Genomic DNA, 15368 nt, shown 5'->3' with positions numbered 1-15368 from the left:
CGAACATCGACAGCATGGACGACATCCAGGACTTGTTCAAGGAAACCATTGCCGAATTTATGGAGAATCAGAAAATTTTATAATAAAACGAGAAATAACTCTTGAAAGCGGCAGTAAAATATGATATATACATTATACGAAATATTGATTCGATGAACGTATCACCGTTCAATGATGTGTAAAAGTGAGGTGCTTGCCATGACCGCCGTGATCTATGCCCGCTATTCTACTGACAGCCAGCGTGAAGAATCCATCGAAGGTCAGATTCGGGAGTGCACTGCCTATGCGGAGAAGAACGGATTCACGGTGGTCAAACACTACATTGACCGTGCCGTCTCTGCAAAAACGGACAACCGCCCACAGTTCCAGCAGATGATTAAAGACAGCGAACGCGGCATCTTTGATGTCATCATCGTATGGAAGCTGGATCGCTTTGCCCGGAACCGCTACGACAGTGCCCGGTACAAGACCCAACTGAAGCGGAATGGCGTGAAACTGGTGTCGGCAACGGAAGTCATTTCGGCTGGCCCGGAGGGCATCATTCTGGAATCGGTGCTGGAGGGCTATGCCGAATATTACTCGGCTGACCTGTCGGAAAAGGTCGTGCGCGGCATGACCGAAAATGCTCTCAAGGGTATTTATAATGGCGGCACGATTCCGTTCGGCTACATGATCGATGAGACCCGGCATTACCAGCCCGACCCGTTGTTGGCTCCGTATGTGGAGCAGACGTTCCAGAAGTATGCGGACGGTGCGACCATGACTGACCTGCGGGATTGGTTAAAGGCACACAACATCAAAAATTCAATGGGCGGGGAGATGTCCTACAATACGATTCAGCGGATGTTGAGTAATCGCCGGTACATCGGCGAGTTGCGTTTGCGGGATGTGGTACAGCCCAATGCGATCCCGGCTCTTGTGTCAGAGGACTTGTTCAACAAAGTACAGGAAAAGCTGGCGAAAAATAAAAAGGCCCCTGCCCGTCATAAGGCAGAGGAAAGCTATCTGCTTACCACCAAGCTGTACTGCGGTAAGTGCGGAGCGCTGATGTTTGGCGAAAGCGGTGTCAGCCACACCGGGAAGATGTACACCTATTATAAGTGTGCTGCTGCCAAGAAGAAAAAGACCTGCGATAAAAAGGCCGTGCGGAAACAGTGGCTGGAAGATCTGGTGGTCAACGAGACCATGAAGCTGGTGGAAGATGACGCTTCCATGAATGCCATCATCGCCAAAGTGATGGAGCTGCAAAATCAGGAAAGCACGGATTTGCCCATCTATGAAAAGCAGTTGAAAGAAACGGAAGTCGGCATCACCAATATGCTGAATGCCATCCAGATGGGCATTCTGACAAGCTCTACCAAGGGACGGCTGGAAGCGCTGGAAGAACAGCGGAAGGAGCTGCAAGCCCGCATTGCCGAGGAACGGCTTGCCAAGCCGGAGATGAAAGAAGAGTTCGTCCGCTTTTGGCTGCTTCGCTTCCGCAAGCTGGACATGACCCAGCCGGAGCCGCGGCAGGCACTGGTGGACACCTTCATCAATGCCATCTATCTCTACGATGATAAGGAACTTATTACCTTTAATTATAAGGAAGGTACAGAAACGGTCGCTTTCGGGGAAGCAGTGAAAGCGGAGAAAAGTTCGGATATGAGTGCGCGAGGTGCACCAGATATTGAACGTCAAATCGTAAGATTTTGCGTTCTTTTTTATGTAAGAAAGCGGCTGCTCACTTTCTGCACACCGTTTGCACATTTGCCCGAATCGGGGGCTTTTCTGCGCAAGGTTTGCACAGCCTGCTTTCCTTTGCATAAAAAGTCACTTGTCGGGGCAAGGCCCCTCCATCTTGCTGGCGCAAGACCGTTCGGTCACTCAAAAGCCCCACTGGGGCTTTTGTTGCTTCGCAAACGTGAATCTTTTATGCAAACAGAACTCTCGTCAACTCCCTGCGTTCGTCTGCATCCATTAGCCGGATGGCTTCAAGGATCTCCCTGCCGGAGATTTTTGTTGCCGCCGGCTTTTCGTTTTGCCGGGGCCGAGGTGTTGCCGGGGTCATCGCCGGGTATCCCATACAGACGGTCATGCGGTTTTCAAGGTCCAACGGGCAAAACGGCAACAAAAAAGCCGTCACAAAACAGATCAGCCCTGCCCTCGCTTTTTCTGGAAGGTCATGCTAGTCGGTTATGTTAACGGCTGAAAGCCAAGATGTTCAGCCCCGCAGGGTCTGAACGAATATGTAAAAATATGTTATGGATCTACACCCCTCAGTCTGCCGACGGCATCACCTTTGCTGCCGATGGCAAAGCAACTGTTACGGCAGAACAGTTTGAGCTGAATCTGTAACCTGATATTCCCTTCATTTCTCCTTCATTGAATATAGCCCCGCTTTGGCTTCTCCTTCGCCAAAGCGGGGCTGTGCTTGTTATGTCATTGCTCTTCCAGCCTGCCGTGGTCGCGGATGAACTGCGCCATCCCCGCGCGCTCGATCTCCTCATCGTCCACGATCAACAGCGTATGCAAAACGATCTCATCATTTTCACAGCATAGAAGCAGCTGTTCGTGAATGTCGGCTGCTTTTGTGCTATACTGGGGTAAAAAACACGCAGGAGGCGTTTTGTTATGGCACTATGGATCAACGATGGTCTGCACGAGGCAGCGCAGGGCATCCGCTCGTTTTTGCTGGTGGGACAGTCTAACATGGCAGGACGGGGCGATTTGACCCCGGAGAACACCATCACTGCCCCGGATTGCTTCATGCTGCGCATGGGGCGCTGGCAGCCCATGAGTGAGCCCATCAATGTGGACCGCGCGGTGGCAGAGGGGGCAGTTCCGCGCAGCGGCGCAAACCTTGCCGCAAGCTTTGCCGCGCAGCTGCAAAAAGAAACCGGGGCTAAAATCGGCTTGATTCCCTGCGCAGACGGTGGTACCCGCATCAGCCAGTGGCAACCGGGCGAGGTGCTGTTTGACCATGCAGTCTTTCAGGCAAAGCTGGCTATGCGCACCTCCGCGCTGACCGCGATCTTGTGGCATCAGGGCGAGAGCGACTGTCTTGCCCCGGAGCAGCTGGAAGCCTACCCGGAGCAGTTCTTGCGCACTATGCGGGCGTTCCGGGAAGAACTGGGCGATTTGCCCATCGTGGTGGGGGAACTGGGCTACCCGGAAAACAGTTTCCACGGAACTCCTGCAGAACTATTGAAGGAGTTCAACCATCGTCTGCCGGAACTGGCCGCGCAGCTGCCGAAGTGTGCCGTAGTTTCCGCCGCTGACCTTGCAGCCCGCCCGGACGGGCTGCATTTCACGACTGAAAGTCTGCGGACACTGGGTCTGCGCTATCTGGAAGCCTACAAGAGTCTGGTGTAAATGCCGGATTTCTTCAGGAAAGCAGTCGCTTTTCTGCTCGGATTGAAAAAAGCCGTAAAAAACGCTATACTTTCGCTCACGGAAGCAAAGGCGCTTGGTGAGAAGATCACCAGGCGCCTTTTTTGCACCCTGCGGCGCGGCTTTCGTTTTACGGCTGGGTCAGCACCTCCGGGTCACCGAGCTTATAGATGTGGGTCTTGGTCAGGCGGCGCATGGTGTCCTCGTGGTTGCGGCTGGCGTAGGCGGTGTACAGGATATCCATCACGTTCAGCTGGGAAAGCCGGGAGGACATGGCACCGTTGCGGAACAGGCTCTCGTTGGCGGCCACATACAGCACATGGTCGGCCAGCTGTGCCACCTCGGAGGGGTAGTAGCGGGTCACCGCAATGACCGGTGCGCCGCCCGCCTTCATCTCCTTGATGCACTGGATCATCTCCATGGTCTGCCCGGAGTAGGAGAACACGATGCCCACATCCTGCGCGGTGGCGTTGCGCGCCTGCAAAAGCTGCGAGTGGGAGTCCTCGTTGACCACGCAGGGCTTGTCCAGCCGCAGAAATTTCAGGTAGGTGTCCTTTGCCACGCACAGCGAGGAACCAATGCCGAACAACAGCACCGTGCGGGCGTTGGCAATCAGCTCCACACACTGTTCCAGCTCGTCCAGCAACAGCAGCCGCTGGGTGTCCAGCAGGCTCTGGATGTTCTTGTGGGTCACCTTTTCCACGATCTCCTGCAAACTGTCCTGCGGGGTGATATCCTTTTCCCGGTGGCTGCCGTTCTCCCCAAGGGTGGCAAGCTCCAGCGTCAGGGCGTGGCGCAGTTCCTTGTAACCCTGAAAGCCGATCGCCCGGCAGATGCGCACCACGCTGGAAGGGGAGGAGAAGGAGCGCCGCGCCAGCTCCCGGATGGTAAGGGTGGTGGTCTCGTCCGGGTTGTCCAGAATGAACTGTGCGATCTGCCGCTCGGTGCTGCTGAGGGAGGGCTGCACCTCCCGCAGGCGTAAAAGAACGTTCTGCATATCGATACCTCTGTTGTATTTCAGGATGGATTGAACAAGCTGCACAAAAAAGTCGTACTTGTAAGCAAAAATTTCAAAAACAATGCTTGCATAAAACATTGTACCACAAAATAGTCTTTTTGTGGACATTTTGTTTGAAAAAGTTTATACTTTAGTCACAATCACGCCGCAAGCGGTGCGGCGGAAACTGGAGGTGCAGGAAATGGGATTGAATCTGAGTGGGATGACCACCGAGACCCGCAACCCGCGCACGATGCAGCTGGACCAGATGTCCCCGCTGGAGATCGTGACTGTCATGAACGAGGAGGACGCCCGGGTACCGCTGGCCATTGCCAAGTGCCTGCCGCAGATCGCGCAGGCGGTCACATGGGCGGCAGAAGCCTTTGAAAAAGGCGGACGGCTGTTCTATATGGGCGCCGGTACCTCCGGCCGCTTAGGCGTGCTGGATGCCGCCGAGTGCCCGCCCACCTTCGGTGTGCCGAAGGAGATGGTGGTGGGGCTGATCGCCGGCGGCGAAAAAGCCTTCATTGAGGCCGTGGAGGGCGCAGAGGACAGCCGGGAGCTGGCTGTTGAGGATTTGAAAGCCCACGGCCTGACCGCAAATGACCTTGTGGTGGGCATTGCCGCCTCCGGCCGCACGCCCTATGTGCTGGGCGGTCTGGACTACGCCAAAAGCGTGGGCTGTCACACCGCCGCCATTGCCTGCAACATCGGCAGCGCCATCGGCAAGGCCGCAGAGCTTGCCATCGAGGTAAATTGCGGTCCCGAGGTGCTGACCGGCTCCACCCGGCTCAAGTCCGGCACGGCGCAGAAACTGATTTTGAACATGATCTCCACCGGTTCCATGGTGCGCACCGGCAAGGCCTACCAGAACCTGATGGTGGACGTGCAGCAGACCAACGAAAAGCTGCACACCCGCGCCGAGAATATCGTCATCGACGCCACCGGCGTGGAGCGGGAAAAAGCCCGCGCCGCCATTGATGCAGCGGGCGGCAGCGTAAAGACTGCCATTACCATGCTGCTGGCAGACTGCGATGCCAAGGAAGCCGCCCGGCGGCTGGAACGGGCACGCGGCCATGTGCGGGAGGCCATCCGGCTGGAAGTGCTGTAAGGCGCATTTGCACACCCATGTTCCTTAGCGGCAAAGGCCGCATCGGATATACACCTGTTTTAAAGGAGGACCCACTTATGACGAATGAAGAACTGGTCCGCGCGGCGCTGGAGAAAGTCGGCGGAAAGAGCAACGTTCTCACCGCAACCAACTGCATGACCCGTCTGCGGGTGCGCGTTAAAGATGACGCCAAGATCGACGACGAGGGCCTGAAGGCCATCGAGGGCGTAATGGGCATCGTGCATGACCGTACCGGCTATGTAGAGATCGTGGTCGGCCCCGGCAAGTGCCGCAAGTGCGCAGATATCTGCCGCGACATGGGCATCCCGGCAGACGCCGCCGCTTCCACCGCCAACGACTGGCAGACCAACAAGGCCGCAGTCAAGGCCGGGCAGAAGCAGAGCAAGGTCAAGGAGCTGTTCAAGACCTTTGGCGATATCTTTATCCCCCTGATCCCGGGCGTTGTGGCTTCCGGTCTGTGCGCCGGCATCAACTCCCTGATCGGTCAGGTGGTGCCGAACTACGCCGACATCCCCGCATTGGCCCTTATCAGCACCCTGCTGGGTCTGATGAACACCTGCTTCCTTGGTTACCTGACCGCATGGGTCGGCTACCGCGCAGCCGAAAAGTTCGGCGGCACCCCCATTCTGGGCGGTATGCTGGGCATGATCACCGGTCTGGACGGCATCAACAAGATCTCTTCCATTCTGGGTCTGTTCAACGAGGCTGTGCCGCTGGATTCCATCCTGCGTGCAGGCCGCGGCGGCGTGCTGGCCGTTGTGCTGGGCGCATGGTGCCTTGTCAAGATCGAGCGCTGGGTGCGCAAGTGGATGCCCGAATCTCTGGACATCGTGTTCACCCCGCTGATCACCATGATCCTGTGCCTCGTGCCCTATATCCTGATCATCATGCCCGCTACCGGCTATGTTTCCACCGCGCTGTGCTGGGTGGTTGAAAAGCTGTGCATGAGCGATATCCTGATCGTGCGCATCATTGCCGGTTATGTTTCCACCGCTCTGTTCCTGCCCATGGTCGCTATGGGTATGCACCATGGTCTGGTCGCTCTGTACTCCGTGCAGCTGGAGAGCTTTGGCTACGTTACCCTGTACCCCGCGCTGGCTATGGCTGGTGCAGGTCAGGTGGGCGCTGCTGTCGCTATCTACTTCAAGGCTAAGAAGTGCGGCAACACCCGTCTGAAGAACGTTATCACCGGCGCACTGCCCGCAGGTCTGCTGGGCATCGGCGAGCCGCTGATCTACGGCGTCACCCTGCCCATGGGCAAGCCCTTCATCAGTGCCGGTCTGGGCGCTGGTTTCGGCGGTGCCTTCGTCATGGCCATGCAGGTGGCTGCTACCGCTTGGGGCCCCTCCGGTCTGCTGGCTCTGTTCGTCATGACCGCCGGCCCTCACGGTGTGGCTGCTTCCGTTGGCTGCTACGCAGTGGGTCTGGTCATCTGCTACATCATGGGCTTTATCGTGACCAATGCAATGGTCTCTGTTGAGGACGTTGCCAATGCTTAAAACACTCGGACGGTCAGTGTATCTGACGCAGTTTGAGGAACAGCGTGCGTCGCTTTCCGCTTTTGCGGCAGGCGGCGCGCCTGTTTTTATCTCACTGCATATCAGCGAAGAATTTGATGCCGCTTACTGCGCCCGCGTGCAGGAAATGTGCGACTTTCTGGCGGCGCAGGGCTGGCGCATTCTGGCGGATGTGTCGGAAAAGACCATCCGGCAGTTCGGCTGCGCCGACCTGACCGCGCTGGCAAAGCGGCTGCACCTGTGGGGTCTGCGGCTGGACTACGGCTTCTCGCTGGAGCAGATGTGCGCCCTTGCGCAGCAGTTGCCCGTTGCCGTCAACGCCTCCACCACCACCCCGGAGGTGGCACGGCAGCTGGCGGCAGGCGGCGGCACGGTCATTGCCATGCACAACTTCTACCCCCGCCCGGAGACCGGCCTTGACCCGGAATTTCTGCGCGAGAGCACCACAGCTTTGCAGGCAGAGGGCTTGCAGGTGTACGGCTTTATCCCCGGCGACGCCCTGCTGCGCGGCCCGCTGTACAAGGGTCTGCCTACGCTGGAAGCCCACCGCACCGCCGCCCCTTCGGCAGCCTTTGCGGACTTGGCGCTGAACTACGGGCTGGACGGCATTTTTGCGGGCGACCCGGAGGTCAGCACCCGGGAGCAGGAGTACATCCGCCACTTCTGCACCACCGGCGAGCTCTGCCTGCCGGTCGCCCTGCGCCCCGGCTACGAGACGCTGTACGACCGCACCTTTACCTGCCGCCCGGACTCGCCCAAAGGGCTTGTGCGGTATCAGGAATCCCGGCTCTACTCCTGCTTTGGCAGCACCGTGCAGCCGGATAACTGCACAGAGCGCCGCCGCCGCTGCGTGACCATGGATAACATCGGCTACGGGCGCTACTCCGGCGAAATTCAGCTCATGCGCACCGACCTGCCCGCAGACGAAAAGGTGAACGTCATCGGCGAAGTGCCCGCAGAATACGACCTGCTGCTGGACTGCATTAAGCGCGGAAAGACCTTCCGCATGGTAAAAACATCATAAAAACAAGCACCGGAGCGTCCGCAGACGCTCCGGTGCTTGTTTTTGTTTATTTATTGATTCTTTCTCGGATACACAAAGGCATCGCGGCGGTACACCGCCACGAGATATGCCGCCATGAAGCACCAGATGATGGGCTCGCACAGGATAACGGCGTTGTAGGCGTAGCGCGGGATGAACACCAGCACAAAAATCACCTTGCCCACCAGCTCGATGACGCTGGAAAACAGCGGCAGCACCTTCTGCCCAAGGCTCTGCAGGGCGTACCGGGTGCACAGCAGCACTCCCAGCACCGCGTAGAACGGCGCGTTCCACATCAGATACCGTGCACCGTTTTCCAGCACGAGGGGCGCGGTGGAGCCGGAGATCAGCTGCACCAGCTGCCGGGCAAAAAGCTGCATCAGCACCACCTCTGCCGCCATGATGACCACCGAGCACAGGTACATGGTGCGCATTCCCTTGCGCACCCGCTCCGGCTGACCTGCGCCCCGGTTCTGGGAGACGAAGGTAGAACCGGCGTTTGCCATGGAGATCAGCGGCATACTGGTAAAGGAGAACAGCTTGCGCGCGGCGGTGTGCCCTGCAATGGTCAGTGTGCCCAGCCCGTTGATGCCGTATTGCAGCACCACCGAACCCGCCGACACGATGCTGCTCATCAGCCCCATGGAGATGCTCTGGCTGAACAGCTCCCAGTACAAATGCTGTCCCACCGCCCAGTGCCTGCGGGCGGGCAGCAGCAGCGGCACGCGGCGCATCACATACAGAATGCACAGCACCACCGAGATGCCCTGTGCAATGACGGTAGCCACCGCCGCACCCTGTACGCCCATGCCCAGCCCGGCAATGAACCACAGATCCAGCGCCACGTTCAGCCCGGAGCTGATAAGCAAAAACACCAGCGGCATCACGCTGTTGCCGATGGCGCGCAGCAGTCCGGCGCACAGGTTATAAAGGAACATCACTAAAACGCCCAAATCGATGACGATGATGTACCGGTAGGCGTCCTCTAAAATCTCTGCGGGGGTGTCCAGCAGCTGCAAAAGCGGCCGCAGGCCGAAAAAGCCCGCCGTGGTAATGACAAAGCTTGCGCAAAGCCCGATGACCAGCGACCCGGCCACCGTTCTTTTGAGCAGATCCTCGTCCTGTGCCCCGTAGGAGCGCGCAGCCACGATGGAAAGCCCGTTGCCGATGCCGATGCCAAAGCCCACCAGCAGCTCGTAGATGGACCCGCAGGAGCCGATGGCGGCCAGTGCGCTATCGCCCAGCACGTTGCCCACGATCATGGTATCCACGGTATTATACAGCTGCTGGAATAAATTGGACACCAGAATGGGCAGCATGAACAGAAAAAGGTTCTTGAAAATAGGCCCGTGCAGCAGGTCTGTATTCCGGTTAAAGAGGTTTGTTTTCAGGGGTCGCGTCTGGGTCATAGGATTCCTTTCTTCGCGCAAAAAGGAGGCCGTTGCACAAAAACTGTGCAGTGGCCTCTTTTGCGGTAAAACGATTTTGAATGCCCTCCGCCTTCGCTCTGGGCATATTCAGTGGAAAAATTATTTTTATTTCGCAATTCTGGAAAATCTGCGGATTTTCCAGAATTGCTTTTTCACGGGTGGGGTTTTGGAACGAACTTCCTCAGAGAGGGAGCCTTTGGCATGGTTGGAAAGCTTCTCATTGCACCTGAAGCTTTAGCAATGTGCCTTAAACCTTGGCTCCCCCTTCGGGGGAGCTGGCGCGGGAGCGCCTGAGAGGGTTATTTATAACTCCTGCTCTTCAAACCCGTTGACGGTCAGCACAGTCAGGGCGGTAAAGCCTGCGGCCTTGATGGCGGCGGCGGCTTCGTCAAAGCCGAAGGTCAGCGCGGCGGTGTCGTGGGCGTCGGCGGTGATGATCACCCTGCCGCCCAGCTTGTTCCACTCGCCCAGCAGCCATGCGCCGGGGTAGAAGTCCTTGCGGTAGCCCCGGTATACGCCGCCGGTGTTCACTTCCAGAATGCAGTCGTTCTCCCGGGCGGCGTGCAGCGCCTTGAGTGCTGCTGCCTTGTAGCGGGGAGACTCTTCGTCAAAGAAGCTGCCGTCCGCGTTCAGCTTTTTGACAAGGTCGATGTGTCCCAAAATGTCCGGCTTTTTGGCGGCGATCTTCTCCACCTCGGCAAAATAAGCTTCCACCGCTGCCAGCGGGTCACCGTCAAAATCGTTATTGATGCAGTCTCGCAGATCCTCGGGGCGGAAATCAATTTCGTAGTATTTCCCGGTGTTCTTGCCGTACAGATGGTGCGCGCTGCCGATCCAGTAATCAAAGCCTTTGGGCGTGCCCTCGCTCAGCAGATCCCACTCGATGCCGCACAGGATATCCACCTTGCCCCGGTACTCGTTTTTCAGCTTGGCAATAGTGGCGCGGTACAGGGCAGTGCGGCCGGGGGTCATGCAGTATTCGCGGTCAGGCTTTGTGTAGCTGTGGCCGCTGAAGCCAAGGGTGGTCAGCCCCTGCGCACAGGCGGCACCCGCCATCTGCTGCAAGGTATTTTTGCCGTCACACAGGGTAGAGTGGCAATGTACGCTGGATTTTCTGTAATCTGCCATAGGCTTCTCACTGCATCCTTTCCTGCTTGACCTTGTGGTCGATGACGTGGCGCTTTTCCAGCTCCCGGGTCACATCCTCTACGGTGATGCCCGCACTGACCATCAGCACCAGTACATGATAGGCAAGGTCGCTGATCTCGTAGACCGTCTCGGCCTTGTCCTCTTTTTCGCCCGCAATGATGACCTCGGTGCACTCTTCGCCCACCTTTTTCAGGATCTTCTCCTTGCCCTTTTCAAACAGGTAGGTGGTGTAGCTGCCTGCGGTGGGGGTATCCTTGCGGCCCTTAATAAGCTCGTACAGCCCCTGCCAGCTGAACTGCTTCAGCTCCGGGGAGACGTATACCTCGTTGAAAAAGCAGCTTTCCGCTCCGGTGTGGCAGGCGGGGCCGTCCTTCACCACCTCTACCACCAGCGCATCGGCGTCGCAGTCGGCGGTAATGGACACCACCCGCTGCACATTGCCGCTGGTCTCGCCCTTGCGCCAGATCTCCTGACGGCTGCGGCTCCAGAACACGGTGCGCCCCTCGGCAATGGTCAGCGCCAGCGTCTCGGCGTTCATGTAGGCAAGGGTGAGCACCTGCTTTGTGTAGTGATCCTGCACGATGGCGGGGATCAGGCCTTTTTCATCAAATTTCAGTTCCATGACGGTTCTCCCTCCCCGGATGGGGATACTGTTGTATTTTATCGGATTCAAGACAAAAATGCAAGGTGTTTCTGTGTTTTTTACAGCCGCATCTCCACGCCGTTGGCGTTCAGGTACTCCTTCAGCTCCCGGATGCCCAGCAGCTTCTGGTGGAAGATGCCCGCCGCCAGCCCGGCGTCGATGCCCTTGTGGTGAAACAGCTCCAGAAAATCCTCTTTTTTGCCCGCGCCACCGCTGGCAATGATGGGGATATTTACCCGGGCGGCCACCGCGTCCAGCATTTCAAGGTCGAAGCCGTTGCGCACGCCGTCGGTGTCGATGCTGTTCAGGCAGATCTCGCCCGCGCCGTGGGCGGCGCACCAGCTTACCCAGTCCAGCGCATCCCGGCCGGTATCCTCGCGCCCGCCTTTGGCGAACACCCGGAACTGGCCGTTCACCCGCTTCACATCTGCGGAAAGCACCACGCACTGGTCGCCGTAGCGCTGCGCGGCGGCGGGGATCAGCCCGGGGTCTTTCAGCGCGCCGGAGTTGACGCTTACCTTATCCGCGCCGCATTTCAGCACCCGGTCAAAATCCTCCAGTGTGTTGATGCCGCCGCCCACGGTCAGGGGGATAAAAATTTCCCCCGCCACCCGGGTCAGGATGTCGGTAAAAAGGGCGCGTCCCTCAAAGCTGGCGGTGATATCGTAAAACACCAGCTCGTCCGCCCCGGCGGCATTGTACAGCCGTGCCATCTCCACCGGGTCGGCTACGTCCTTGATGCCCTCAAAGTTCGTGCCCTTGACCACCCGGCCGTCGCGCACGTCCAGACAGGGGATGATGCGTTTGGTTATCATAAAGCTCCCTCTTTCTCAGTCCTGCACCAGCTGCACGCAGCGGGCAAGGTCCAGCGCGCCGGTGTACAGACTTTTGCCCAGAATGGCGGCTGCTGTGCCCATCTGCTGCAATTCCAGCAGCTCTGCCTCGGAGGAGATGCCGCCGCTGGCGGTAAAGGCCACCCCGGGCACCTCTGCCGCCAGCTGCCGGTAAAGGCTCAGGTTTGTGCCCTGCATCGCGCCGTCACAAGCAATGTCGGTGTAGATGATGGCGGTGCAGCCGGCTTCTGCCAGCCGCTTACAGAAGGCAACGCCCGGCTCGGCGCTGACCTCCTTCCACCCGTGGATGGCAACATAGCCGTCCTTAGCGTCCACGCCCACGGCGATCTTGTCGCCGTATTTTTGCAGCATCCGGGCGGTAAAGGCAAAATCCGTCACCGCCACGCTGCCCAGAATGCAGCGCCCCACCCCGAGGGAGAGGTATTTTTCAATGCGCTCCTCGGTGCGGATGCCGCCGCCTACTTCGATGTATAAACCGCCCTGCTTTGCCAGCGCGGCAATGGTATCGTAGTTGGAAAGGGTGCCGTCCTTGGCACCGTCCAAGTCCACCACATGAAGATTTTTTGCCCCGGCGGCCACAAAGCTGCGTGCCTGTGCGCAGGGGTCCTGCCCGTAAACGGTCATGCGGTCGTAGTCGCCCTGTGTCAGGCGCACCACCTGCCCGCCGCGCAGGTCAATGGCTGGAAATAGCTGCATACATTATGACCCCTCTCGTGAAAATGCGTTTGGAGCGGCCCGCAGGCCGCGACAAACGCGAAATTAAAAATAATTTTTCCGCTGAATATGCCCAGAGTGCAACAACGACGACCGCCGCCAGTGGCGGAAACAGGGAGGAGTTGTTGGGGCAGCGGCCAGCAAGACGCAAGTGCCGCCCAAGGCACGATGCGGATGCTGGGTGCCGCAACCCGATAGCGGAGGGCATTTAAAATCGTTTTGCTCGGTGACTGAGAGGGCGTGCCCGCTTACAATTCGCTGAACGCCTTGAGGATCCGCAGCCCGGTATCGCCGCTTTTTTCCGGGTGGAACTGGGTGCCGTACACCCGCCCCGCCCGCACCGCGCCGGTGACCGGGATGGAATAATCGCTGACGGCAAGGGTGCTTTCGGCGCAGTTTTTGCCGTAATAGCTGTGGACGTAGTACACATACTCGCCCTCGCGGATGTAGCGGAACAGGGGATCGTCCTTTACGATGTGCAAAGCGTTCCAGCCCATCTGCGGCACTTTCAGCTCTTTGTCCGCAAGGTCGGGCCCCAGCGGGCAGACCTCGCCTTTGATAAAGCCCAGCCCGGCGTGCTCGCCGTACTCGTAGCTTTTTTCAAACAGCAGCTGCATCCCAAGGCAGATGCCGAGCAACGGCTTCTCTTCCGCCTGCTCCTTCAGCACCGGCACAAGGCCGGTGGCGGTAAGCTTTGCCATGGCATCCCCGAATGCGCCCACCCCCGGCAGGATAAGCCGGTCGGCGGCGCGGATGGCATCGGCGTCGGCGGTGACCACTGCCTGCAGCCCCAGCTGCTGCAAGCTGGAACGCAGGCTGAACAGGTTGCCCACCCCGTAATCAAGAATGGCGATCATACCAGCAGTCCTTTCGTGGAGGGAATCTCGTCCCGGTGTGCCGCGTCGATGCGCACAGCTTCGGCCAGCGCGTGGCCCGCGCCCTTGAAGCAGGCTTCCAGAATGTGGTGGGTGTTCTCGCCCGCAAACTGCACAAAATGGACGGTGGCGGGCACGCTGCGGGCAAAGCCGTACCAGAACTCCTTGGCGCACTCCACGTCAAAATCGCCCACCTTTTCGGTCTGGCAGCGGATGTCCCAGTTCAGGGTGCACCGGCCGGAAAGATCCACCGCACACAGCACCAGCGCCTCGTCCATGGGCAGGTAAAAGCTGCCGTAGCGGCAGATGCCGCGCATCTCGCCCAGCGCCCGGGCAAAGGCCTGTCCCAGCGTAATGCCCACGTCCTCGGTGGTGTGGTGGTAGTCCACCTGTACATCGCCGTGGCAGGTGAGCACCAGATCAAACCGCCCGTGCCGGGCAAACAGTTCCAGCATGTGGTTCAGAAAGCCGCATCCGGTGTCGATCTCGTAGCGACCGGTGCCGTCCAGATCAAGGGTCAGCTCGATCTGGGTCTCGTTGGTGCTGCGTTCCAGCGTTACCATGCGCTCTGCCATTGTCACACCTCCAGTATTTTGTCCACGGCGTCCATCAGTGCCTGCATCTGCTCCGGCGTGCCGATGGTGATGCGCAGCCAGTTTTCAATGCGCGGCGCATCAAAATGCCGCACCAGAATGCCGTTTTCTTTTAACTTTTTGTATAGCACGCCGCCGTTTATCCGTTCTGTGCTGGCAAATACAAAGTTTGCGCGGCTGTCCAGCACGGTAAAGCCTCGGTCGGTCAGCTGCTGCATCGTCCATGCGCGGGTGTCCATAATGGCGGCGCGGGTCTTTTCAAAGTAGGCGGTATCCTCCAGCGCAGCCTGCCCGGCCTTCAAAGTCAGGCGGTTGATATTGTAGGGGTTCAGGCTGAACTTGACCCGGTTCAAATCGGCGATCAGCGCCGCATTGCCCATGGCAAGCCCCAGCCGGGCCCCCGCCAGCTGCCGGGATTTGGAGAAGGTCTGCACCACCAGCAGGTTTTCGTATTGGTCGATAAGCGGCACACAGCTCTCGCCGCCAAAGTCCACATAGGCTTCGTCCACAATGACCACGCTGTCCGGGTTTGATCGCAAAATGCCCTCGATGGCATCCCGGGGCAGGCACAGCCCGGTGGGAGCGTTGGGGTTTGCGATGACGATGGTCTCGTGCAGACCGTGGTAATCGGCGGGGTCAAGGGTGAAGTCCTCTTTCAACGGAATGATATGGGTGGGGATGTGCAGCAGGCTGCACCACACGCCGTAGCAGCCGTAGGTGATATCCGCAAAGGCCAGCGGGTGGCTCTCGTCACAGAAGGCGCGCAGCGCAAAGAACAGGTTCTCGTCGCTGCCGTTGCCGGGCATGACCTGGGAAGGCTGCAAGCCGAAATGCGCCGCCGCCGTGCGCAGCAGCTGGGCACAGGCGGGGTCGGAGTAAAGGCGCAGCTTTTCCACCTCGGCTTCGCTCACGGCTGCCACCACCCGGGGCGACGGCAGATAGGGGCTTTCGTTGGTATTCAGTTTGATGTACTGCTGATCCTGCGGCTGCTCCCCGGGTGTGTAGGGGGTGACAGCGGACAGGGCAGGGGAAAGAAAACGGCTCATAATG

At 58.7% G+C, this 15368-nt stretch carries 14 protein-coding genes; 5 read left to right on the top strand and 9 right to left on the bottom strand.

Annotation, left to right across the window (positions count from 1 at the left end; all coding sequences use genetic code 11):
- Positions 1-198 precede the first annotated feature (198 nt).
- Positions 199-2184, top strand: a complete 1986-nt coding sequence (locus tag DXB44_RS05910) for a recombinase family protein (RefSeq protein ID WP_243111038.1) — start codon at positions 199-201, stop codon at positions 2182-2184.
- 429 nt (positions 2185-2613) lie between these two features.
- Positions 2614-3354 (top strand): sialate O-acetylesterase, encoded by a 741-nt coding sequence (locus tag DXB44_RS05905; protein WP_118658072.1) that lies wholly within the window; start codon positions 2614-2616, stop codon positions 3352-3354.
- Positions 3355-3502: 148 nt separating this feature from the next.
- Here the strand turns inward: DXB44_RS05905 and DXB44_RS05900 are convergent, their stop codons facing one another.
- Positions 3503-4369, bottom strand: a complete 867-nt coding sequence (locus tag DXB44_RS05900) for a MurR/RpiR family transcriptional regulator (RefSeq protein ID WP_118658084.1) — start codon at positions 4367-4369, stop codon at positions 3503-3505.
- Between the two features lie 202 nt (positions 4370-4571).
- On the opposite strand from DXB44_RS05900, the gene murQ reads away from it, so the two are divergent.
- From murQ to DXB44_RS05885, 3 genes are all read left to right on the top strand, one after another.
- Positions 4572-5480 carry an N-acetylmuramic acid 6-phosphate etherase gene (gene murQ, locus DXB44_RS05895; RefSeq protein ID WP_081028453.1) on the top strand — a complete coding sequence of 303 codons (909 nt, stop codon included), beginning with the start codon at positions 4572-4574 and terminating at the stop codon, positions 5478-5480.
- A gap of 77 nt (positions 5481-5557) precedes the next feature.
- Entirely contained in the window at positions 5558-7000 is a 1443-nt protein-coding gene (locus tag DXB44_RS05890; protein ID WP_097778999.1) for a PTS transporter subunit EIIC, read from the top strand.
- Complete coding sequence (locus tag DXB44_RS05885; RefSeq protein ID WP_118658071.1) at positions 6993-8042, top strand: MupG family TIM beta-alpha barrel fold protein; 1050 nt, start codon at positions 6993-6995, stop codon at positions 8040-8042. The genes DXB44_RS05890 and DXB44_RS05885 overlap by 8 nt, the downstream gene beginning before the upstream one ends.
- Before the next feature lie 50 nt (positions 8043-8092).
- Here DXB44_RS05885 and DXB44_RS05880 read toward each other — a convergent pair whose 3' ends face one another.
- The 8 genes from DXB44_RS05880 to hisC form a co-directional block, all read right to left on the bottom strand.
- Positions 8093-9469, bottom strand: coding sequence for an MATE family efflux transporter (locus tag DXB44_RS05880; protein WP_118658070.1), 1377 nt, complete (start codon positions 9467-9469; stop codon positions 8093-8095).
- Positions 9470-9793: 324 nt separating this feature from the next.
- Positions 9794-10618, bottom strand: coding sequence for a histidinol-phosphatase HisJ family protein (locus tag DXB44_RS05875; protein ID WP_118658069.1), 825 nt, complete (start codon positions 10616-10618; stop codon positions 9794-9796).
- A 7-nt stretch (positions 10619-10625) separates the two neighbouring features.
- Positions 10626-11261, bottom strand: coding sequence for a bifunctional phosphoribosyl-AMP cyclohydrolase/phosphoribosyl-ATP diphosphatase HisIE (gene hisIE, locus DXB44_RS05870; RefSeq protein WP_055186206.1), 636 nt, complete (start codon positions 11259-11261; stop codon positions 10626-10628).
- Positions 11262-11341: 80 nt separating this feature from the next.
- On the bottom strand, positions 11342-12097 hold the full coding sequence (gene hisF, locus DXB44_RS05865) for an imidazole glycerol phosphate synthase subunit HisF (protein WP_118658068.1): 756 nt from the start codon (positions 12095-12097) through the stop codon (positions 11342-11344).
- Positions 12098-12112: 15 nt separating this feature from the next.
- Positions 12113-12832, bottom strand: a complete 720-nt coding sequence (gene hisA / locus DXB44_RS05860; RefSeq protein ID WP_005922612.1) for a 1-(5-phosphoribosyl)-5-[(5-phosphoribosylamino)methylideneamino]imidazole-4-carboxamide isomerase — start codon at positions 12830-12832, stop codon at positions 12113-12115.
- A 266-nt stretch (positions 12833-13098) separates the two neighbouring features.
- Entirely contained in the window at positions 13099-13707 is a 609-nt protein-coding gene (gene hisH, locus DXB44_RS05850; RefSeq protein ID WP_118658066.1) for an imidazole glycerol phosphate synthase subunit HisH, read from the bottom strand.
- Entirely contained in the window at positions 13704-14300 is a 597-nt protein-coding gene (gene hisB / locus DXB44_RS05845; RefSeq protein WP_118658065.1) for an imidazoleglycerol-phosphate dehydratase HisB, read from the bottom strand. Before hisB ends, hisH begins: the two co-directional genes overlap by 4 nt.
- Before the next feature lie 2 nt (positions 14301-14302).
- A complete protein-coding gene (hisC, locus tag DXB44_RS05840) occupies positions 14303-15364 on the bottom strand; it encodes a histidinol-phosphate transaminase (RefSeq protein WP_118658064.1) in 1062 nt (353 codons plus the stop codon).
- Positions 15365-15368: the final 4 nt, after the last annotated feature.

This window comes from Faecalibacterium sp. OM04-11BH, from assembly GCF_003482185.1.
Lineage (GTDB): Bacteria > Bacillota > Clostridia > Oscillospirales > Ruminococcaceae > Faecalibacterium > Faecalibacterium tardum.
The sequence above is the reverse complement of the archived record's forward strand: the minus strand, read 5'-3'. Positions and strand labels throughout refer to the sequence as shown.

What these genes read in the sequence shown, in the direction of transcription:
- hisC (WP_118658064.1), bottom strand. Translation starts at nt 15,364, where the DNA reads ATGAGCCGTTTTCTTTCCCCTGCCCTGTCCGCTGTCACCCCCTACACA.
- DXB44_RS05910 (WP_243111038.1), top strand. Translation starts at nt 199, where the DNA reads ATGACCGCCGTGATCTATGCCCGCTATTCTACTGACAGCCAGCGTGAA.
- DXB44_RS05900 (WP_118658084.1), bottom strand. Translation starts at nt 4,369, where the DNA reads ATGCAGAACGTTCTTTTACGCCTGCGGGAGGTGCAGCCCTCCCTCAGC.
- hisA (WP_005922612.1), bottom strand. Translation starts at nt 12,832, where the DNA reads ATGCAGCTATTTCCAGCCATTGACCTGCGCGGCGGGCAGGTGGTGCGC.
- DXB44_RS05880 (WP_118658070.1), bottom strand. Translation starts at nt 9,469, where the DNA reads ATGACCCAGACGCGACCCCTGAAAACAAACCTCTTTAACCGGAATACA.
- hisF (WP_118658068.1), bottom strand. Translation starts at nt 12,097, where the DNA reads ATGATAACCAAACGCATCATCCCCTGTCTGGACGTGCGCGACGGCCGG.
- hisB (WP_118658065.1), bottom strand. Translation starts at nt 14,300, where the DNA reads ATGGCAGAGCGCATGGTAACGCTGGAACGCAGCACCAACGAGACCCAG.
- DXB44_RS05905 (WP_118658072.1), top strand. Translation starts at nt 2,614, where the DNA reads ATGGCACTATGGATCAACGATGGTCTGCACGAGGCAGCGCAGGGCATC.
- hisIE (WP_055186206.1), bottom strand. Translation starts at nt 11,261, where the DNA reads ATGGAACTGAAATTTGATGAAAAAGGCCTGATCCCCGCCATCGTGCAG.
- DXB44_RS05875 (WP_118658069.1), bottom strand. Translation starts at nt 10,618, where the DNA reads ATGGCAGATTACAGAAAATCCAGCGTACATTGCCACTCTACCCTGTGT.
- murQ (WP_081028453.1), top strand. Translation starts at nt 4,572, where the DNA reads ATGGGATTGAATCTGAGTGGGATGACCACCGAGACCCGCAACCCGCGC.
- DXB44_RS05885 (WP_118658071.1), top strand. Translation starts at nt 6,993, where the DNA reads ATGCTTAAAACACTCGGACGGTCAGTGTATCTGACGCAGTTTGAGGAA.
- hisH (WP_118658066.1), bottom strand. Translation starts at nt 13,707, where the DNA reads ATGATCGCCATTCTTGATTACGGGGTGGGCAACCTGTTCAGCCTGCGT.
- DXB44_RS05890 (WP_097778999.1), top strand. Translation starts at nt 5,558, where the DNA reads ATGACGAATGAAGAACTGGTCCGCGCGGCGCTGGAGAAAGTCGGCGGA.